15 protein-coding genes are annotated in these 19,791 nt (G+C 72.6%); 10 read left to right on the top strand and 5 right to left on the bottom strand.

What is annotated here, in order from left to right; genetic code table 11:
* Window positions 1–103: 103 nt before the first annotated feature.
* On the top strand, window positions 104–910 hold the full coding sequence (locus ACGFRF_RS24925; protein ID WP_393743397.1) for an alpha/beta hydrolase: 807 nt from the start codon (window positions 104–106) through the stop codon (window positions 908–910).
* Between the two features lie 9 nt (window positions 911–919).
* Here the strand turns inward: ACGFRF_RS24925 and ACGFRF_RS24920 are convergent, their stop codons facing one another.
* Window positions 920–3,667 (bottom strand): LuxR C-terminal-related transcriptional regulator, encoded by a 2,748-nt coding sequence (locus ACGFRF_RS24920; protein ID WP_393743707.1) that lies wholly within the window; start codon window positions 3,665–3,667, stop codon window positions 920–922.
* A 502-nt stretch (window positions 3,668–4,169) separates the two neighbouring features.
* Here ACGFRF_RS24920 and ACGFRF_RS24915 point away from each other — a divergent pair.
* Window positions 4,170–4,613 carry a WhiB family transcriptional regulator gene (locus ACGFRF_RS24915; protein WP_393743395.1) on the top strand — a complete coding sequence of 148 codons (444 nt, stop codon included), beginning with the start codon at window positions 4,170–4,172 and terminating at the stop codon, window positions 4,611–4,613.
* Between the two features lie 13 nt (window positions 4,614–4,626).
* On the opposite strand, the gene ACGFRF_RS24910 is transcribed toward ACGFRF_RS24915, so the two are convergent.
* On the bottom strand, window positions 4,627–5,208 hold the full coding sequence (locus ACGFRF_RS24910) for a TetR/AcrR family transcriptional regulator (protein WP_393743393.1): 582 nt from the start codon (window positions 5,206–5,208) through the stop codon (window positions 4,627–4,629).
* Between the two features lie 122 nt (window positions 5,209–5,330).
* Between ACGFRF_RS24910 and ACGFRF_RS24905 the strand changes: the two genes are divergently transcribed.
* The 7 genes from ACGFRF_RS24905 to ACGFRF_RS24875 all read left to right on the top strand — a co-directional run bounded on the left by ACGFRF_RS24905 (window position 5,331) and on the right by ACGFRF_RS24875 (window position 12,195).
* On the top strand, window positions 5,331–6,533 hold the full coding sequence (locus ACGFRF_RS24905) for an acyl-CoA dehydrogenase family protein (RefSeq protein ID WP_393743391.1): 1,203 nt from the start codon (window positions 5,331–5,333) through the stop codon (window positions 6,531–6,533).
* Between the two features lie 84 nt (window positions 6,534–6,617).
* Window positions 6,618–7,133 (top strand): flavin reductase family protein, encoded by a 516-nt coding sequence (locus tag ACGFRF_RS24900; protein WP_393743389.1) that lies wholly within the window; start codon window positions 6,618–6,620, stop codon window positions 7,131–7,133.
* A 379-nt stretch (window positions 7,134–7,512) separates the two neighbouring features.
* The gene (locus tag ACGFRF_RS24895) at window positions 7,513–8,484 is read left to right on the top strand and encodes a 2-hydroxyacid dehydrogenase (protein WP_393743387.1); all 972 of its coding nucleotides are present in this window, start codon (window positions 7,513–7,515) and stop codon (window positions 8,482–8,484) included.
* A gap of 4 nt (window positions 8,485–8,488) precedes the next feature.
* Window positions 8,489–9,427: a hypothetical protein gene (locus ACGFRF_RS24890; protein WP_393743385.1), complete on the top strand. Its 939-nt coding sequence runs from the start codon at window positions 8,489–8,491 to the stop codon at window positions 9,425–9,427.
* Window positions 9,424–10,260 carry a prephenate dehydratase gene (locus ACGFRF_RS24885; RefSeq protein WP_393743383.1) on the top strand — a complete coding sequence of 279 codons (837 nt, stop codon included), beginning with the start codon at window positions 9,424–9,426 and terminating at the stop codon, window positions 10,258–10,260. Before ACGFRF_RS24890 ends, ACGFRF_RS24885 begins: the two co-directional genes overlap by 4 nt.
* 356 nt (window positions 10,261–10,616) lie before the next feature.
* Complete coding sequence (locus tag ACGFRF_RS24880) at window positions 10,617–11,267, top strand: HAD-IA family hydrolase (protein ID WP_393743381.1); 651 nt, start codon at window positions 10,617–10,619, stop codon at window positions 11,265–11,267.
* Between the two features lie 10 nt (window positions 11,268–11,277).
* On the top strand, window positions 11,278–12,195 hold the full coding sequence (locus tag ACGFRF_RS24875) for a TIGR03619 family F420-dependent LLM class oxidoreductase (protein ID WP_393743379.1): 918 nt from the start codon (window positions 11,278–11,280) through the stop codon (window positions 12,193–12,195).
* Between the two features lie 272 nt (window positions 12,196–12,467).
* Here the strand turns inward: ACGFRF_RS24875 and ACGFRF_RS24870 are convergent, their stop codons facing one another.
* Both ACGFRF_RS24870 and ACGFRF_RS24865 read right to left on the bottom strand, forming a co-directional pair.
* A complete protein-coding gene (locus ACGFRF_RS24870) occupies window positions 12,468–16,133 on the bottom strand; it encodes a S8 family serine peptidase (RefSeq protein ID WP_393743377.1) in 3,666 nt (1,221 codons plus the stop codon).
* Between the two features lie 561 nt (window positions 16,134–16,694).
* The gene (locus ACGFRF_RS24865) at window positions 16,695–17,183 is read right to left on the bottom strand and encodes a TetR/AcrR family transcriptional regulator (RefSeq protein WP_393743705.1); all 489 of its coding nucleotides are present in this window, start codon (window positions 17,181–17,183) and stop codon (window positions 16,695–16,697) included.
* A 234-nt stretch (window positions 17,184–17,417) separates the two neighbouring features.
* Here ACGFRF_RS24865 and ACGFRF_RS24860 point away from each other — a divergent pair, with 234 nt between their 5' ends.
* Window positions 17,418–18,971: an MDR family MFS transporter gene (locus tag ACGFRF_RS24860; RefSeq protein ID WP_393743375.1), complete on the top strand. Its 1,554-nt coding sequence runs from the start codon at window positions 17,418–17,420 to the stop codon at window positions 18,969–18,971.
* Between the two features lie 218 nt (window positions 18,972–19,189).
* On the opposite strand, the gene ACGFRF_RS24855 is transcribed toward ACGFRF_RS24860, so the two are convergent.
* Window positions 19,190–19,678, bottom strand: coding sequence for an SRPBCC family protein (locus ACGFRF_RS24855; protein ID WP_393743373.1), 489 nt, complete (start codon window positions 19,676–19,678; stop codon window positions 19,190–19,192).
* Window positions 19,679–19,791: the final 113 nt, after the last annotated feature.

Here is a 19,791-nt window from a genome sequence, read left to right as displayed (position 1 = left end):
CATTAAGTCATTCGACTGTCGTCCCTGGCCCGCGCCTGAACGATGCTGAAACAGTCGCCGGTGTGCCGGTGCCGGATGGTCGTCATGCTCGGAGGAGCCAGCCGTGAAACGTACTCCCGTCGTCTTCATCCACGGCGCGTGGTTGCACGCGCTTTCCTGGGAGTCGTGGGCCGAGCGCTTCGCCAGCCGGGGGTTCCTCGCCTTCGCGCCGGGGTGGCCGGGGGAGGCGGCCGCCGCCCGGGACATGCGCAAGTCCCCGGACCTGCTCGGCCGTATCGGTCTGGAGGTGCTGACCGACCACTACGCCGCGATCGTGCGTTCGTTCGATACCGCGCCGGTGATCGTCGGACACGCGGTCGGCGGGCTCATCGCGCAGCACCTCATCGCCGCCGACGTCGGCCTTGCCGCCGTGGCCATCGCCCCCGCCCCGATCAACGACATCGTGCTGCCCGCGTCCCCCGCCCGGCTGTTGCCGCCCGCCCAGCACGACCCCGCCGAGCAGCTGGTGTCCCTGTCACAGGAGCAGTTCCACCACGTCTTCGCCAACATGGTCGACGCGGAGGAGTCCGAGCGGCTCTACGACCGCTACGTGGTGCCGGCACCCCGCCGCCTGCTCGCCGACCTCGGTTGCGCGGGTGGGACCCGTAGCCCGCGCGCCCTGGCGGACGTGACCAACGCCGAACGCGGCCCGCTCCTGCTGATCTCAGGGCAGGAGGACAGGCTCGTGCCGGACGAGGCCACCCGCGCCGTCTACAAGCAGTACGGCGACACCACGGCGGTGACCGACCTCAAGCAGTTCGCGGACCGGGCCCACTCGCTCGTCATCGACAGCGGATGGCGCTCCGTCGCCGACTACGTGCTCGGCTGGCTGGACGAGCGCGGCATCCGCGCCCACCCTCCCGAGGGCTGACAGGTCGCCTCACGCGTCCTGGCTGTCGGGCATCTTGCCCAGGGCGTCGCGCAGGGCGGCGCGTGAGGTGATGCCCAGTTTGGGGAAGACCCTGTAGAGGTGGGAGCTGACCGTGCGCGGCGACAGGTGCATCCGCGCGCCGATCTCCTTGTTGGTCAGACCGCCGGCGGCGAGATCCGCGATCCGGCGCTCCTGCCACGTCAGCGTCGCGAGGTGTGCCGAGGAGGCGAGGGTGGACGCACCGGCGGCACGCAGCTCGGCCCGGGCCCGCTCGGCCCAGGTGGGTGCGCCGAGCCGTTCGAACGTCTCCGCGGCCAGGGTGAGTGACAGCCGCGCCGCCTTTCTTCCCTGGGTGTGACGCAGGCGGATGCCGTGGGCGAGGCGGATGCGGGCGAGTTCGTAGGGGAAGGTGGCGGCGGCGGGGTGGGTTTCGGCGCGGTGGTAGTTCTCGTCGGCTTCGGTGGGGTCGGTGGCGGTCATGGCGAGGGCGCCGTGGGTGATCAGGGCGAGGCGGGGGGAGATGTCGGGCAGGTGTGCGTCGCGGGCGGCGAGGGCGTGGGTGCGGGCTTGTTCGGAGCGGCCGGTGTGCAGGGCCGCTTCGACGAGGTCGAGGAGGGTGCGGGAGGCCTGGTGGGCGTAGGGGGTGAAGGTGCCGGGGGGTGTGATGCCGATGGCGTGGAGGTAGGCGGCTTCGTAGTCGCCCTCGCTGAGGGCGGCGGCGGTGCCGATGGCGTCGGCGATCTGGGTGAGGAAACCGACGCCGCGGGGGCGGGCCCAGGCGTCGACCGCGGCCTGGAGTTCCCGGGCACGTTCGACCTCTCCACGCATCGCGGCCAGCAGCCCGAGATACGCTCGCGTGTGATGAGCGAACAGCGCATTCCCATGCGAGGTGGTCAGTTCCAGGCAGCGCTGTCCGGTCCGCTCGGCCTCGTCCCACTCGCCGACCGCCATCTGGTCGAGCATGATCTGGTGCAGCATGGTCATGCTGACCGACACAGCCCCCGTCTCGACCTCGCGGTCGACTATGCGCTGCAGGTGCGGCCGGTACTGGCTGAGGGTGTCCACGTGGTAGGCGGCGGCGCCCAGGCGGGTGATGTCCCACGGTTCGAGGTCGCGGAGGCCGGCGAAGGCACGCTCCACCCGCTCCTGCACACCGGCGCCGCGACGCACCACGTCTCCCCAGGCGTCCTGATAGATGCCGGAGAGGGGTGACACCAGGTCGCCCAGGGAGCCGAGAAGCTCGTGCGTCCGTTCCCACGACGTCTCGTCGCTCGCGTACTGGTCGATCGCGAGCAGCAGGTTCACCAGCCGGGTGAGCACCTCGTTCGGCTCTGTCACACCGCTGTCGCGGATGCTCTCGATCGCCGCCAGGACCTGGCGATGCGAGGACCGCACGTCCCCGTCCTCGTACAGCGCGCCATAGGCCGACGCGACCACCGAGGCCGGAGAGTCGTTGCCCCCGGACGCGGTGTCGGAGCGGACCAGCTGCTGAGCCCGGTGCAGCAGCCCGGCGTGACCGGCGATGAACGCCGCGCTGCCCAGTCGCCGGGACCGTTCCTCGCGGCCTTCGCTCAGCTCCGCGGCACGGGTCAGCCAGGCCACGGCGGCCTGCGAGCCGCCCCGCCGGGTGGCGGAGTCGGCCGCCGCCTCCAGCGCGGCCGCCACCTCCTCGTCCGGGTCGACCGTCGAGGCCGCCAGGTGCATGGCACGCCGTTCCACGTCGTCGCGGTGCACGTGCGCGAGCACCGCGTGGGCAGTGCGCCTCTCGTTGGGGGTCGCCATCTGGACGACCGTCGAGCGCACCAGGGGGTGCCGGAAGAAGAAGTCGCCGCTGAGCGGCTCGATGTCCAGCAGGCCGCAGGCCGCGGCCTCGTCGGCGTCCATCATGCGGTAGCGCGTGCCGCGCGCACGGCCGGCCGCCGTGCCCGCTCCGACGCCGTCCAGGGCGCCACGCAGCAGTTCCGCGCGTACGGAGTCACCGAGCGCCTCGATGCGGGCGCCGTAGACGTGCCGCAGGCGCAGGGGCAGCGGCACGCCGGTGTATTCGACCAGGTCCTCCCGGTCGCCGGCCGCCCGGCCGTTGCGCAGCACATGGGGCGGCAGTTCCAGCAGCGCCAGCGGGTTGCCGAGCGCCTCGTCCAGGACCAGACGGCGGATCTCGGGATCCAGCCCGGGGTGGTGCATGTCCAGGAGCTGCTCGGAGGCCTTCTCGGAGAGGGTGGTCACCGGCAGTTGGGGCAGGGCGGCCGTGTCGAAGCCCGAGGGCACGTCGGAGCGCAGGCCCACGGCGAGTTTCACGGAGCTGCCGGTGAGCCGGCGGCCCACGAACCCGCACACCTCGGTGCTGGAGGCGTCCAGCCACTGGCCGTCGTCGAGCACCAGCAGGAGGGAGCTGTGCGACGCCGCGAGCGAGAGCAGGTCGAGGACGGCGATGCCGAGGGTCATGACCGAGGGAGGCGGTCCCTCGCTCCTGCCGAAGACGACGTCGAAGATCCCTCGGTGGCTGTCGTCCAACCGGTCGATGTAGGAGAGCAGCGGGTACAGGAACTGGTGCAGGCCGGCGAACGGCAGCTCCGACTCGGCCTCCACCCCGGCCGCCCTGATCACTCGGTGCTGTTCGTCGGCGGCGAGGTCGGCGACGTGGTCCAGCAGGGCGCTCTTGCCCACACCCGTGTCGCCCCGCAGGACGAGAGCCTGGCCCCCGGACGCCGTCACGAAGCCGGACAGCACCTCCTGCTCGCGTTCGCGGCCGACCATCGTCCTGTCGATGGACTCCACCGTCCCCCACTCCCTTCCCCGCTGAACCGGTCCGGCCGAACGCTGCCGCGCTCATGCGCACGGATCGCGCCAGGCGCCAGGGCGAGGGTACGTCGTCGTTCCTCATCGCCGTGGCGGTGTTCCTCCCGCGGCTCTCCTCCGGGGCCTCGGGATGGCGTGTTCACCTATTCCGTGCGGCCTCCTGAGCAGTGGTTGTGCCCACGTCGTGCCCGCCACCCTGCGAGCCGCCTTGAGTCAAGAGACTAGATGCATTACAGGAAGTTCGTCACCTGGTATGGCCGAAAATGTTCTTGATGTGCGGCCGTGACTGCGGTTTGCGGACGTTCGGACACGCAGGCCCGCGGGCCGGTACGTACGGCATGGCCCCGCCAAGCGCGGCGGCTCCGACACATGTGAGCTACTGTCATACGTATCTTTCACTTACGGGTGTACGGACGCAGCAGGCGGGCCCGGCCGGGACGCCAGGGGAGCGAGGCGGGGCATGGACTGGGTCGACCGAGGGCTGTGCCGGACGCAACCGGACCGGATGTTCGCCGAAGGCGCCGCGCAGAACCAGGCCAAGGCCGTGTGCGTCGCCTGCACGGTCCGGCTCGACTGCCTGGCCTACGCCCTGGACCACCGCGAGGAATACGGGGTGTGGGGCGCGATGACCGAGCGGGAGCGCCGGGCGCTGCTGCGCAGCCGCCCAGCCGTGACGTCCTGGGCGGAGGTTTTCCGCACAGTTGGCCCGCCCCGCGAAGCGGCCCAGGTCGGCGAACGCCGTGAGGCGGCGCCGGCCCGGACGCGTCGGAGAACGGCGTCGGCACAGGCACGCCAGGACGCGGCGTCGGGACGCGGTCCGCAGGCGGCCGACCGGACGCCGTCCGGGCCCGTGCAGGCACGTGTGCGCCGGCCGGGCACGGCGCCGGCGGGGCTCGACCGCTGAGGCGGCGGCGGGTTCAGGGCCGCAGCGCCTGAAGGGTCAGTTCCCCGTACCGGCGCCACAGCGCCGGATCCCTCTCCGCGAGGTTGATCAGCTGCAGGCACATGCCGCACAGCACCACGCGCAGGTCCAGCGCGTTCGCGTCCGGGCGGACCCGGCCGGCGGTCTTCGCCTCTTCCATCAGGGCGGCCAGCCGGTCGATCAGAGGAACGGTGTCCGCCGTCGACCGCCCCGCCGCAAGCGCCTCGGACAGCAGGCGGTCCCGCGCGAGGTTCTCGAAGAGCAGGATCACGTAGGTGTCGAAGGCACGTGCCGGCTCGACCTCGGCCAGGGCGGGCGCGGTGATGTCGTCCAGTTCCTCCAGCCGATGCTTCACGACCGCTTCCACCAGGTCTTCCTTCGTCGGGTAGCTGCGGTACACCGTGGCCTTTCCCACGTCGGCGCGCTCGGCGACCTGCGGCACGGTGCCCTGGAGCCCGAACTCCTCGAAGACCTCCAGCGCGGCGGCGAAGACCCGCTCGTGGTTGCGCCGGGCGTCGGCCCGCCTGTGGGGGGCGTCCTGCCGGTTCTGCTGCGGAGTCGTCTGCACCGAATTCACCCGTTCATTGTGCCTTCCTCGTCGGCCGCCACGGACCGCGAGGCAACCGGACCTCTGAGTCCGGTTATACTGGAGATGCAAACGGACCCTAGGGTCCGAATCCTGTTGCCTCTGGAGTGGTGATGACCGCATCGACCAGCGGCGAGCGTGCCACGCTCACCGATCCGACCCGCCGACTCATGGCGGCCGCCCATGAGATCGCCCCGGTGCTGCGCCGCGCGGCGGACGCGGCCGAGCGCGACAGCCGGCTGACGCCCGAGGCCGGGCGGGCGCTGCGGGAGGCCGGCCTGTTCCGCCTCGGCGTGCCGAAGCGCCGGGGCGGTGAAGAGCTGGCGCCCGCCGACAGCCTGGAAGTGTCGGCCGAAGTGGCGCTGGCCTGTCCGTCGAGCGCCTGGGTGGTGATGGTCTCGTACGTGGCGCAGCAGATCGCGGCCTCCTTCGGAGAGCAGGCGTGCCAGGACCTGTGGGGCGACGGCCCCGACGTCCCCATGTGCGGCGTCTTCGGCAGCGTGGGGGTCACCTCCGCGCCCGTCGAGGGCGGGCTGCTCGTCACCGGCTCCTGGGCCTGGGCGTCCGGCAGCCACCAGGCCGACTGGGCCCTGCTCGGCGTCCCGATGCCGGAGGAGCCGGGCGCCGGGTCCGCGCGCGGACTGGCGCTCGTGCCGGTCTCCGACCTCGCCATCGAGAAGACCTGGGACATGGCGGGCATGCGCGGCACGGGCAGTGACACCCTGATCGCCGAGGAAGTGTTCGTCCCGTACCACCGGCTCCGGCGCTTCGACGACGTCGTCCAGGGCCGGGGACTGCCCGAGGAGCCGCTGTACCGGATTCCCCCCGGGTCCATGACGGTCGTGTCCATGGGACCGCTGCTGGGCATCGCGAGGGCGGTCCTCCAGCTCACCCTGGAGACCGTCGGGAGCGGAAAGCCGATGGCCATGTCCCTGCACGCCAGGCTCGCCGACTCGCCCAGCGTGCAGGCGGCGCTCGCCGAGGCGGCCACCCTCATCGACTCCGCCCATCTGCACCTGAGGCGCTCCGCCGAGTTCATCGGCACGGCGGCCGCCACCGGGGTCACTCCCACGCTGGTCGAACGGGCGCGGGTGCGCATGGACGCGGGACACGCCTCCACCTGCCTGCGCCAGGCGGTGCAGGCACTGCTGACCGTCAGCGGAGCCGGCAGCTTCTCGCTCACCAAGACCATTCAGCGGCACTGGCGCGATCTGGAGACCGCGACCCGGCATCCCACGCTCAACACCGGGCTCGCCCGGGAGATGTACGGCCGTGCTCTGGCCGGCGACGAGCGGCCGGTCAGCCCCATGGTCTGAGGCATGGCCGCGCCTCACATCCGTCCGTACGTCCGCCGGGCGGGCACATGCTCGCCCGGCGGACGAGAAAGTAGAGAACAGACCATGCGCGACCTCAGTGCTCCGGCGGCCGCCGACGGCACCGTGCGCGAGGTGCTCGGGCACTTCGCGACGGGCGTCGCCGTCATCACGGCCCGTGGGCCGCACGGCCCGCTCGGCCTCACCTGCCAGTCCTTCGTCTCCCTGTCCCTCGACCCCCTGCTCGTCTCCTTCGCCCCGGCCCGTACGTCGCGGACCTGGCCCCTCATCCGCGAAACGGGCACCTTCGGGGTCAATGTCCTGGCCGCGGACCAGGCCGAGGTCAGCGCCGCGTTCGCCCGCTCCGGGACCGACAGGTTCCATGGGATCGGATGGTCGCCGGGCCCGGGAGGGGCACCGCTGCTGGACGGCGCGTGCGCCTGGATCTCGTGCGAGCTGCGGAACGAGTACGACGGAGGTGACCACACCCTCGTCGTCGGCCGGGTCGTCGCGCTCGGCGCCGATCCCGCACGGGAACCGCTGGTCTTCCACCGCAGCCGCTACCGCGAGCTGGTGCCGGTGCCGTCGGCACACGCGCGGTGAGCGGGCGGCCTCGGCCCACCCGGGCAGCGCGCCGTGACCGGTCGGCGTCGCCGCTCTGTGCCGGAGCGCGGTGCGGCGGCGGGCAGTCGCCGACACCGCGACTCCGCTCCCGGGCACCAGTCACCTATCGACACGTATGTCGTCCGTGTGGCCGGACACACACCGCAGTGGCCGGCCTCACGTGAACCTCCTCCGTGGCACACACGTCCACTTAAGTGAGGGAATGACCATATGCCGACCGAGGCGGTCCGGACACAGTCCGCCGCGTGGACAGGTTCCGCGGGGACGCGGTCCGGCGAGAAGGACCCACCGCTTCACGAACGGCCGCACGTCGGTGCCGGCCCCACGCGGCACCTGAGCGGGAAGAAGCTGATGCACGATGAAGGACGGCACGACCGTCTGGCTCCCGTACCACCGAAACCTGATCCCCGGCCTGCCGGACGAGTTCACCTACGCGTACTGGGACGGCTCCGGCCCGTTGCCGGGTGACCCCGCCGAGGTCCGCTTCCTCGTCGGCCCACCGGCCCCCGGCGCCGACCGCGTCCTGCGCCCTGTGCTGCCGCGGATGCGCAACCTGGAGGTGCTCCAGCTGCTCAGCTCCGGCTACGACCACATGCTGCCGCTGCTGGACGCGATGCCGCCCGGAACCCGGCTGGCCACCGGGCGCGGCGTGCATCGCGAGCCCACCGCCGAACTGGCGGTCACCCTGCTGCTGGCCCTGTGCCGGGGTCTCGACGTGTTCGGTGCCCGCCAGGCCGAGGGGACGTGGCGGCCCGAGTTCCGCACCACGCTGGTCGGCAAGCGCGTCCTGGTCATCGGCTACGGCGCCGTCGGCGCGGCCGTCGCCGCCCGGCTCGGCGCGTTCCGGTGCGAGGCGGTCCTCGTGGCACGGACGGCGCGCACCACACCGACCGGACGGGTGCACGGGGTGGCGGACCTGCCCGAGCTGCTGCCCACGGCGGACGCGGTGGTGCTGTGCGCGCCGCTGACCGAGCAGACGCGCGGCATGTTCGGTGCGGACGCGCTGGCGCTGCTGAAGGACGGGGCCATGCTGGTGAACGCCGCCCGGGGAGAGCTGGTGGACACCGGCGCGCTGGTCCAGGAGGTGCGCACGGGCCGGCTCCGGGTCGCGCTCGACGTCACCGATCCGGAACCGCTGCCGCCCGGCCATCCGCTGTGGCACCTGCCCGGCGCCCTGATCACCCCCCACGTGGCGGCCTTCACCGACGCGTTCCCGACGATGACCGAGGACTTCCTGCGCCGGCAACTGCGCCGCTACGCACGGGGCGAGGAACTGCACAACGTCGTCCTGACGACGGCCGCGGCCGAAGACGTCGGACAGGCTGCGTGAGCCCATGACGACATCCACGCACGGTGACCATCTGCAGGTGCTCGGACCCGACATCGGCCTCGCGCAGGTGTTCGCGTTCTACGAAGAGCGTGCCCATGGCGACCCGTCCGCCGCCTGGCAGGCGTTCACCACCGCCTGGAACTGGGCCGCGCCGCTGACCACTGCCGTACCCGGCAAGGACGACCGGGACAGGCCGGAGGCGCGGCCGGCCGTCGGCGGCGGCTTCACCCTGTCCGGACTGTGGCACCTGCCGGTGCACGACGGAACCGGACCGTGGCTGGCGCTGCCGCTCACCGTCGGCGAACGGCCGTCCCGGCCGGTCACGGCAACGCCCGGCGGCCCGGATCTGTTCGCGGTGCCCTCCAAGGCGCTGCGGGGTGCGGTCCGCGCCGTCACGGGCGACGCCGACGTGCCCGGACCGGCGTTCCGGCTGGAGGACGTACACGTGCCCACAGGGTTCGTCACGCACGCGGCGGCCACCCCGCTGCGCGCCGGGGACGCGCCCTTCGTGTGGACGGCTGTCGCGGCCCAGGCCCTGGGAGCGGCCCGGCGCATGACCGGCACACTGGCCGCCCCGGACACGGCGTCCGGCGCGGCCCGTGGACCGGTGCCGTCCGCCGCCGTGGCCGCCGAACTGGCCGCCGTGCTGCACGACGAGCGCCTGAGCCTGGCGGCGACCCTGCACGGCGCGCCCTCCGCGCGGCTGGGCCTGCCGTCGTCCGCCGAGGAGCGGCTCGCCGCGCGCGTGCAGCGGGCCGGGAACGCCGTCCACCAGGTGGTCGCGGCGGCGTTCGACCACGCACTGGCGTCGTGCGGGTACGCCGGTGAGCACCCCCTGGTGCAGCTGATGGAAGCCGGTGCACCGATACTTCAGCAGGTGCGGTACGCGACGCAGCTTCTGCCGCCCGACGACGGGACCTCCTGGAAAGGTGCAACACGGTGACAACCGTCACATATCAGGGTGAACCTGGGTCCAACTCCGCGACTGCCGCGCGTGCCCTGTACCCCGAAAGCGCTGAACTGCCCTGTACGAGCTTCGAGCAGGCCCTGGACGCGGTGACACTCGGCGCCGCCGACGTCGCCGTGATCCCGGTGGACAACTCCGCGGCCGGACGCGTCGCGGACGTCCACCATCTGCTGCCCGAGTCGGGACTGTTCATCGTCGCCGAGTACTTCCTCGCCATCCGCTTCGACCTGATGGGGGTGCCCGGCGCGACCCTGGACCAGGTGGAGTGCGTACGCAGCCACGTCCATGCCCTGGGCCAGTGCCGCAAGCTGCTGCGGGAGGGCGGCTGGCGCACCCTCGTCAGCGACGACACGGCCGGGGCGGCACGCGAGGTGGCCGAGCTGGGCGACCCGCGGCACGCGGCGCTCGCCCCGCCCGCCGCGGCCGGGCTCCACGGCCTGGACGTGCTGCGCTCCGGCGTCGAGGACGACCCGGACAACACCACGCGGTTCGTCGTGCTGTCCCGGGACGCCGCCACTGCCCCGGTTACGGGGGAGCCGACGATGACGAGCCTGTTCTTCTGCGTGCGCAACATCCCCAGTGCGCTGTACAAGGCACTCGGCGGGTTCGCCAGCAGCGGCGTGAACCTCACCAAGATCGAGAGCTACCAGATGGGCGCGGGCCTCAACGCCAGCCGCTTCTACGTCGAGATCGAGGGCCACCCCGACGACGAGCGCGTCGCCCTCGCCCTGCACGAACTGCGGTTCTTCTCCTCCGAAGTCCGCATCCTGGGCGTGTACCCCGCGCATCCGCACCGGCTGAAGGGCTGAACCGGCACAGGTGACCCGAGCGGTCAGGGAGGGCAGTGTTCCTGACCGCACGGGCCGCCGGCCGCGACCGTCGTGGCCGGTCCGCCGGAGGGCCGGGGCCTCCGCCGCCGTCGCCGGGGCGGCGAAGAACCCCTCACCCGGACAACGCAGCGGCCCACCACAGGGTTCACACGAGACGCGGATGCGCAGCCACAGCGCCGCCCTCGGCACCCGGTGCGACGGTCGACACACTTGGCCGGTGGACGCACGCGTTGTGTCCCGGCCGCCTAGCCGTGACGTCCACACATGTGCCCACCGACGACAAACATGGCGACCTGGTGGAAAACCGGGACCGGGCGGCCTTCTAAGGTGTGGGCATGACTCAGCACCGCAAGGGCCTCGTCCTCGACTTCGGTGGTGTGCTGACGACACCTCTGCTGCCCGCCGCGCTCGCCTTCGAACAGCGGGCGGGACTGGCGGAGGGGACGCTGCTCACCGGCCTCTACCTGAATCCCGAGGGGATCCGGCTCACCGAGGAGCTGGAGCGCGGCACGCTCACCCAGACCCAGTGGAACGAAGCGGCCGGACGGCTGCTCGGTATCGCGCCGGACAACCTGATGGGCCGCATCTTCGCCGACCTGCGCCCCGAGCCCTCGGTGATCGCCGCGGCCGCCGCCGCGCGTCGGGCCGGGGTGAAGGTGGGCATCCTGTCGAACTCCGTCGGCCTGACCCCGTGGAACCTGTACGACGGATACGAGGTGGACGAACTCTACGACGCCGTGGTGCTGTCCGAACTCCACGGGACGCGCAAGCCGGAGCGGGAGATCTTCCGCCTCGTGCTCGATCAACTCGGCCTGACGGCCGAGGAGTGCGTCTTCGTCGACGACACCGAGCAGCACCTGCCCCCCGCCGCCGAACTCGGCTTCACCACCGTCCACGCGGTGGAGCCCGCACGGACGGTCGCCGCCCTGGAACACCTGCTCGGCGTCGCGCTGACGGGCGCGCACCCCGAGCGGACGACCTCATGAGGAGACACGCATGCGACTAGGCCTGGCCCTTCCCACCTTCGGTCCCGACGCCACGCCGGAAGGCATTCTCCGCGTCTGCCGCACCGCGGAGGAGATGGGATACGACTCCCTCTGGACGGGCGACCGAGTCCTCGCCCCCCAGGTCCCGAGCGCCCCCTACCCGAGCCGCGGCGGCCAGATGCCGCGCGTCTACGAGAACCACATGGACCCCCTGGTGGCGCTCACCTTCGCCGCGTCCCACACGAGCCGCGTCCGCCTGGGCACGAGCACGCTGAACGGCCTGTGGCAGCCGCCGCTCATGCTGGCCCGGTCGCTGACCACCCTCGACGTCCTCAGCCAGGGACGGCTCGCCGTGGGCCTCGGCTTCGGCTGGATGCCCGACGAGTACACCGCGGTCTCCGTACCGTGGAAGGGCCGGGGCGAGCGGCTCGACGAGACGCTGGACGTCCTGGAGGGGTACTGGACCGACGACGTCTTCGCCCACCAGGGACCGCTGTTCACCATCCCGGAGACCGTGGTGGGGCTCAAGCCGCGCCAGCGGCCCAAACCCCCTGTACTGCTCGCGGCGTTCACCCCCAGGGGCCTGCGGCGGATCGGGCGCAGGCTCGACGGCTGGCTGCCCGCCGCGATGCCGCTCGCGCACCTCATGGGCATGTGGGACACCGTTCTCAAGGAGGCGGTGGAGGCAGAACGCGACCCGTCCACCCTGCACATCGCGCTGCGCGTCAACCTCGAGCTGACCGACACGAGGACCGGCCCGGAGCAGATGCCCTGGGCGGGCACGCTGGACCAGTACATCGACTACGCGCGGGCCGCGGCCGAGGCGGGGGTGCACGAACTGTTCATCGACTTCGGGCAGACGCACACCGCCCTCGCGGAACGCGTCGACCTGGCCGGCCGCTTCCTCGAAGGGGTCCGCGCGGGCTGACCGCGCACCGCGCGTGAACCCGCCCAGGAGGCCAGTCCGTCCTGGGAGCGCGGGCAGGCCGGGGGACCTGCCGCGAGGAGGATGCGATGACCTCGGGCACGCAGCACCCCATGGGCGGATCTGCCAGTCTGTGCGAGGCGTGGGTCCCGGCGACACGGTCGCCCTGCTGCCGCGCAACCGGCCGGAGTTCACCGGCCTCCTGGCGGACGAGCGTCGACACGCTGTACGCGTGAGCGGGTGCCGGGGCGGCCGGGCCGGCCGCCCCGGTGCCGTTACTTGAGGCCGAAGGCCCGTACGATGCTCTGCCGCACGCTGTTGCCGCGGACGTCCCGGGCGTTCACGCGCAGGCTCACGAACCCGGCGGCAGGAGGGGCGTCGAGCCGTGTCCGCCACCCCGTGCCCGAGTGCCGCAGCACCGCACGGTGCCAGGTGACCCCGTCGTCGTACGAGACGTCCAGGCCCACCGTGTCGATGGTGGCGGTGCCGGTGGACCCCGGCAGGTGCGAGGCGGTCACCGTCAGGCCGGCGTGCCGCCCGGTCCGCCCGGAGGCGTCGGTGGCGACCCCGTAGTCGAGTTGGATCAGGGGCAGTTGGGCCTGTTCACGGGCCGCTCCCGCCCGGGAGGTGAATCCCCACTCGGTCCGGGTGACGGTGGAGTAGGGGGCGGCCCAGGCGTCCCGGGAGTTCTCCGAGACCAGACGGTAGGGGAGCGGGGCCGGGCTCAGTCCGGACACGGTCATGGTGAGCTGGTAGCGGCCCATCTCACGCAGGAGCGTGTCTCCCTGATAGAGCCGCACCTGGTTGTCGACGTCGAAGTTGCCGTACGTGCCGCCCAGATGGTCGGTTCCCGAGTCCCCCCAGCCGGGGACGGACACGAACAGCCTGTCGTCCTGGCGGACCGGTGCGTTGCCGTCGATGAGCCGGGGCCGCTGGACCGGCCCGAACCAGCTGACCCGGGCCGCGGACCGGGCGCGGTAGGTGACCGCCGGGGCGTACTGCTGCTGCTCGCTCGGGATCTGCGCCCGGTCCGCCCACGGTTCGCCCGCGGTCACCCAGTCCGTGCGCTCGCCCCGGGCCGGGGCGTCCGAGGGGTTCAGGGCGCTGCCGCCGGCCGGTGTGACGTCGTCGCGGCTCTCCAGCGCCCGCCCGGCACGGTAGTTGCGGAACGAGACGTCGACACGGGCGAGTTCGCGCCGGTCGGCCCGTTGGACGAGGTCGGCGGGGACGGCGCCCCGGTAGTCGTGGGTGAGGTCGTATACGTACTCGGTGACGGGGTGGGAGGTGATGGCGAGCCGGGTACGGGCGGGGCCGGACGTCCGGGCGATGAGCCGTTCACCCTCGTCGTGGGTGAGGGTGGCGACGGTCAGTGGGGGTGGATCCGCCGGCAGCCAGGGGGAGTCCTCCCACGGTTGCAGGCGGCCGTCGCCGTCGTTCACGACCAGGAGCAGCCGGGCGCCCGCGGCGGCCGCCGCAGCGGCCTGCTCCGGCACGGGCACCGTGTCGTCGCGGCGCACGACGACGGCCTTCCCCCGGACGTCCGCGGAGCTGTACGCGGTGGCCGCGCCGTCGCCGGCGAAGACCGTGTCGAGGCGGTGGCGCCCTGCGGGCAGCGGGGCCGCTCCCTGCGCGACGCGCAGATCGTCGAAGGCGCCGTCGCCGGAGGCCACCGTCAGAGCCGGCTGCCGCAGCCGCCACCGCGTACCGAACACGAACTCCCCTTCCGCCACCTGGCGTCCGGTGGGCAGGGCCCAGACGCTGTCGTAGGAGGCGTCGGTCCAGCGGGAGGACGAGGACCAGTCGTCGGCGGCGAAACCGCGGTAGAGGTTTACGCGGGAGTCGTCGGGCGTGCTCGGATCCGGCGTCACGGCCCGGACCTGGCGGGCCTTGGTGCCGTCGAAGACCGCCGTGCGGTCCTGTCCGAGGTCGATGTCGGTGACGGCCAGCAGGCCCTGCCCGACCGAGTGCGGACCGTGGGCGCCCTCGAGGGGCGTGTCCAGCCACGCGGTGTAGGAACCCGGCGGCAGCCGCAGGTCCAGGGTGCCGGAGTCGTCCAGCACCAGGGGCAGCCACAGCTTCTTCGCGGTGAGGATGACCGTGCCGCCGACCGGCCGGCCGTCTCGGTCCTTCGCCTTCAGCGTCAGCCGGTGGCGCTCGCCCTCCTTGGCCGCGCTCAGGGACGTACGGGCCCGGACGGTACCCGAGTCGTCGGTCGCCGTCAGGAAGGCGGCCGTCGCCCGGTCGGCGGGGACCTGGTCGTAGTGCGCGGTCACGGTGACCGAGGTGGTGCCGTGCGCGGGGACGGACAGCCGGTCGGCGGCGACGGTGAACGGACCGTCGGCCGTCAGACGCAGGGCGACCGGGGAGCCGGCGGTGTTGGTGTACGTCACCTTCCGCTCGGCGGTCGTGCCGGCCGGGACCGGCCACGCGTGGAAGCCGAAGTCGGTGCCGCCGGAGGCGAAGACGGTCGCCGTCGTGGTGGCGGCGACGTCCACACGGCCGGCACCTGCCTCGAAGGGGGTGTACCGGGGCGTCGCCTCGGTCGTGCTGACGAGGGCGTCCTTGAGCTGACGGCCACTGAAGTCCGGGTGCTTCGCGGCCAGCAGGGCGGCGGCCCCGGCGACGTGCGGCGTCGCCATCGAGGTGCCGCTCAGGGTCTGGTACGGGCCCGAGCCTTCCGGCGCGTACTGGGAACGCGCCGCGAGGATGTCCACGCCGGGGGCGGTGAGGTCCGGCTTGACGCCCCGGTCGCCGGGACGCGGGCCACGGCTGGAGAAGTCCGCGAGCGTGTCGGAGCCGTCGACGGCGCCCACGGTCAGGGCGGCACCGGCCACGCCGGGGGTGCCCACGGTGTAGCCGTCGGGGCCGGAGTTGCCCGCGGCCACCGTGAACAGCGCCCCGGTCTCCTCGCTGAGCCGGTCCACCGCCATGCTCAGCGGATCGGAGCCGTCGGTGGACGGGCCGCCCAGGCTCATGCTGATGATCTTCGCGTGCTGGTCGCGGGCCGCCCACTCCATGCCGGCCAGCAGCCAGGAGTCCTGGCCGGTGCCGTCGTCGGAGAGCACCTTGCCGATGTGCAGCCGCGCGCCCGGTGCGACGCCCTTCTCCCGGCCGTCGGACGCGGCACCGGTCCCGGCGACGGTGGAGGCCACGTGCGTGCCGTGGCCGTTTCCGTCGGTCACGGACTCACCGGGCACGAAGTCCGCGGTGGCGGCGATCCGTCCGGCCAGGTCGGGGTGTCCGGCGTCCACGCCGGTGTCGAGGACCGCGACGTCCACGCCCTCGCCGGTGTCGCCCGAGGCCCACACCCGCGGTGCCCCCACCTGCGCGGTGCTGTCGGCGAGATCGGCCTTCACCTTGCCGTCCAGCCAGATCTTGGCGATGCCGCCCTGGAGCCGGGGCCGTTGGCCCGCGTCCCGCGCGGAGGCGCCGTCGGTGACCGACGTCCAGAACGCCGCCGAACGGTCCACGGCGAGTGCCGCGCCCCCGATGCTGTCCAGCGGGCGCGTCGTGCGGGCGCCCGGCGGCGGCACCTGGCGGCCGGAGCGCCGGGCCGTGTCGGTGTAGGTGACGATCAGTGGCAGCCGGTCGCGGTGCGCGTCGTCGTAGCCGTCCGCCAACAGCCGGGTGACATCGAACAGTTCACGGTCGAGCAGGCCGGCGGCGACGTACGGCAGCGCCTCGCGGGGATAGACGTAGGTGTTGCGTCCGCTGCGGTGGGTCTCGAAACCGGTGTAGTGGCCCTCCGGATCCCGCACCAGGTGGCTCTGTGTGCCGTCGGCGGCAGTGACGACGGTGACCGTGTCGCCCGTCACCAGGGTCACCCTGGGTGCGTCGGGCGGGACCGTCGCCGGGGTTGCGGAAGCGGTGGGCGGTGGGGCGGAGGACGGTTCGGCGGCCGGGAAGGCCGGTGCGGGCGACGCCGCCAGCACCGCGAACACGGTGCACACAGTCGTCCACCCGCGTCTGCGCCAAGGCAGAGGCGACACGAGAGGGTCCCTTCGTCGGACGGGGTACGGGATGCCGGAATCATGCGACGGCGGGCCTGCGCGCATGTCGTCTTCGCCCTGGCGCGGTTGTGCCGTGACGTCATGTGGACACGTCCCGGTCCGGCAGGTCCGCGCGGACTCGGCACGGCCCGGAATGTGTGCGCGCCGTCGCTGGTTTCTCAGAACACCCACCCGTCCGACCCGTCGGCGCCGCGCGCGCCGGGGTCACGGCATGTCGAACGCATCGATGGGAGAAGCCTTGAAGCGCCCCGCCTCCAAGAACGAGACGTCCCGGCTCCGCCGCGTCCGCCTCCCCGGAACCGTGCCCCTGCCCTCGCCGGCCGCTGCCCGGCGTCCCCGGGACGAGGAGAGACAGGACGCCTCCGGCACGGACACGGATCGGCAGGCCGTGGAATGAGATGAGCGGCGGCGGACGATGGCACCGCCGTCACCGTGGCCGACGGGCCCCCGGGAACACATGGACACGTGTGTTCCCGGGGGCCCGTCGGCGTGTCAGGAGGCCCCGAGGCCGTTCAGCAGGGTGTCGACGACGACGTCCGCCGCCTGTCCGGGACTCAGCTCGGGCATCTGCCGGGACACCAGGTGCATGAGCTGGGGCAGCAGCGCGCTCGCCCACCCCTGCGGGAGACCGGGGCGTAGCAGGCCTTCGTCGGTGGCGCGTGCGAGAAAGGCGTCGACCTCGCGGACGGACGCCTCGCGGCGTGCGCGGACGGTGTCGTCGGCGAGCATGCGGGTGAGGTCGACGGGCCAGGTGCGGTTGACGGCGATGATGTTCTCGACGTAGCGGTGCAGTGCGACGGCGACGGGGGCCTCGCGCAGCCGGGCGTCCTCGATGGCCCGCTCGATCGCCGTGAGGCGGGATTCGTAGATGGCGGCGAGGAGTTCCTCGCGGGAGGCGAACCGCCGGTAGACGGTGCGCCGGTCGACGCCCGCCTCGGCGGCGATGCTCGCGATGCTCGCGCCGGGGTCGGCGGCGAGCATGCGCGCTCCGGTGGTCAGTACGGCTTCCAGGTTGCGTGCTGCGTCGGCTCTCACCGCACCGATTCTAGCCAGGAAATGTGGAGCCTGAGACGGCTACAGCCACTGGTGTGTGAAGTTGCGCCAAGTAAGTGCTACATTGAAGTGACAGATAAGCACGGTAGTGCGGACGTGTTGAGGCTCTTGCTCTGGTCGAGGGTCGGTGCGCCCGCCCGCCACTCCAGAAAGGCACCTTCGATGCCGACGTCACAACAGCCCTCGTCACCCCGGGCGGGTGGGGTGGCCGCCGCCATGAGCGCGCTGATCCTCGCGGTCCTCCTGGCAGCGCTGGACCAGACGATCGTCTCCACGGCGCTGCCCCGGATAGCGGAGGACCTGAACGGGTTCGACGACATCGCCTGGGTCAGCGCCGCCTACCTCCTCGCATCGACGGCGGTGACGCCGCTGTGGGGCAAGCTCGGCGACATGTTCGGCCGCAAGCGCCTCTACCTGGCCTCGACCACGATCTTCCTGATCGCGTCGGTGGCCTGCGGCCTCGCGCAGAACCTGCCCGAGCTGATCGGCGCCCGCGTGCTCCAGGGCATCGGCGGCGGCGGCATGATCGTGCTGACCTTCGCCCTGGTCGGTGACATCGTCGCGCCGAGCGAACGCGGCCGGTACCAGGGCATGTTCGGTTCCGTCTACGGCGTCGCCAGCATCGTCGGCCCGCTGCTGGGCGGCATCTTCACCGACCAGCTCTCCTGGCGCTGGGCCTTCCTGATCAACCTGCCCATCGGCATCGTCGCCCTCGCCATCGCCGCCCGGGCGCTGCCCGCCGCCACCAGGGGAACCAAGGCCCGCATCGACTACCTCGGCGCCACCGTCCTGGCCGCGATCGCCACCGGCCTGGTCCTGATCACCTCGTTCGGTGAGCGCTGGGGCTGGGGTTCGCCGGCCATCATCGGCCTGATCGTCGCCACCGTCGCACTGGCGGCGCTGCTGGTGCCCGTCGAGCGCCGCGCCGCCGCCCCGGTCCTGCCGCCGGCCATGCTCGGCTCCCGGACCGTGGTCTTCTCCTCGCTGATCGGGTTCTTCGCCAACGCCGCGATGTTCGCCGTCCTGGTCTACCTGCCGACCTACCTGCAGATCGTCCACGGTGTCTCGGCCACGCTCTCCGGCATCTACATGCTGCCGTTGGTCGCCGGCCTGGTCATCAGCCAGTCCCTGGCCGGACGCTGGGCCGCGCACGTCGAGCGGCTCCGGGTGATCCTGCTCGCCGGTCTGGTCGCCAACCTCGCCGGACTGCTCCTGCTGGGTACCATCGGGGCGGGGACCAGCACCCTGGTGCTGAGCGTCTACTTCCTGATCACCGGAGTCGGCATCGGCATGGTGCCCATGGTCGTGCTGACCACCGTGCAGAACAGCGTGCCCGCCGCCGACCTCGGCGCCGCCAGCGCCGTGGTCACCTTCTCCCGCTCCATCGGCGCGGCCTTCGGCGTCGCCGTCTTCGGCACCCTGCTCAACACGGGCTTCGCCGACCGCACCCGCACCCTGCCGACCACGGCCGGCTTCGACGCCGCCCGCCCCGACACCATCGGCCGGCTTCCCGGCGCACTGCGCGACACCGCGCTGGACGCCTTCGCCCACGCCACGGCCACCGGCTACCTCTGGATCGCGCCCACCCTGGCCGTCGGCATCCTCCTCGCCGTCTTCCTACGGCCCGCCCGGAAGTCCGGGGACACCACCCCTGCCACCCCCGACCCCGCCGCCACCCCCGACCCGGCCGCCAAGGACACCGTCCCGGCCGCCTGAACCACCGCACTGCGCGCCACGACCGGCCGACGCCCGCACCGGGTGCCGGCCGTCGGCGTACCCGGACGTGCGCAGCCGTTGGGTGGTGTCCACCGTTGGTGCTCCGAACGTTCGTAGCCGCTCGGTAACACCGACCGTCGGTGCTTCGGACGCTCGCGGCCGCTCGTTGGTGTCGAGCCTCGGCGCTCCAGACGCCCGCAGCCGCTTCGGTGGTGCCGCTACGCGTCGCTCTCGTGCGGGGCGCTTTCGGAGAGTCTCTTGAGCTGTGCGATCCACAGGGTGTTCAGGCGCTGCGCCCACATGGGGGACAACGCGTTCAGGGACTGGGCGGCGGGACCGCGGACGACGTTCGCGGTCACCACATGGGTGCCGCCCGCGACGGCCGTGAACAGCCAGGCCTGGTACAACTGCACACCCGCGCCGACCCCCGACCAGCCGAGCCGGCGGGGCGGCTCGTGCTCTCCCACGAAGATCTCGAACCGCTGCTCGTGGAACAGCACCTCGAAGGTCCGGGGGAGCGGCCCGGTCCGCGCCTCGGTGATGCCCGGAACCCAGCCCGGCCACCGCGTGACGTCGGCGAGCAGGGCGAACGCCGTGGCGGGTGGGGCGTGCACCACGGCCTGCGCCTGGCAGAAGCTGTGGGCCTGGTCGGGCGAGAAGCCCGACGGCCAGTGGATGTCCGGATGGCTGTCCGAGGCATCGAGCATCCGGTTCCCCTCTCACGTCGCCCGGCGGCTTTCGGGTGCGGCCACCGTGGCAGGACAGCCCGAGCAGGCCGTTCCGGCCTCCACTGTGCGCGGGTGCCCGCAGCCCGGCATAC

Origin of the sequence: Streptomyces sp. NPDC048521, from assembly GCF_043199855.1 — a bacterium.
GTDB lineage: Bacteria > Actinomycetota > Actinomycetes > Streptomycetales > Streptomycetaceae > Streptomyces.
This window is presented reverse-complemented; position numbering and strand designations above follow the sequence as displayed.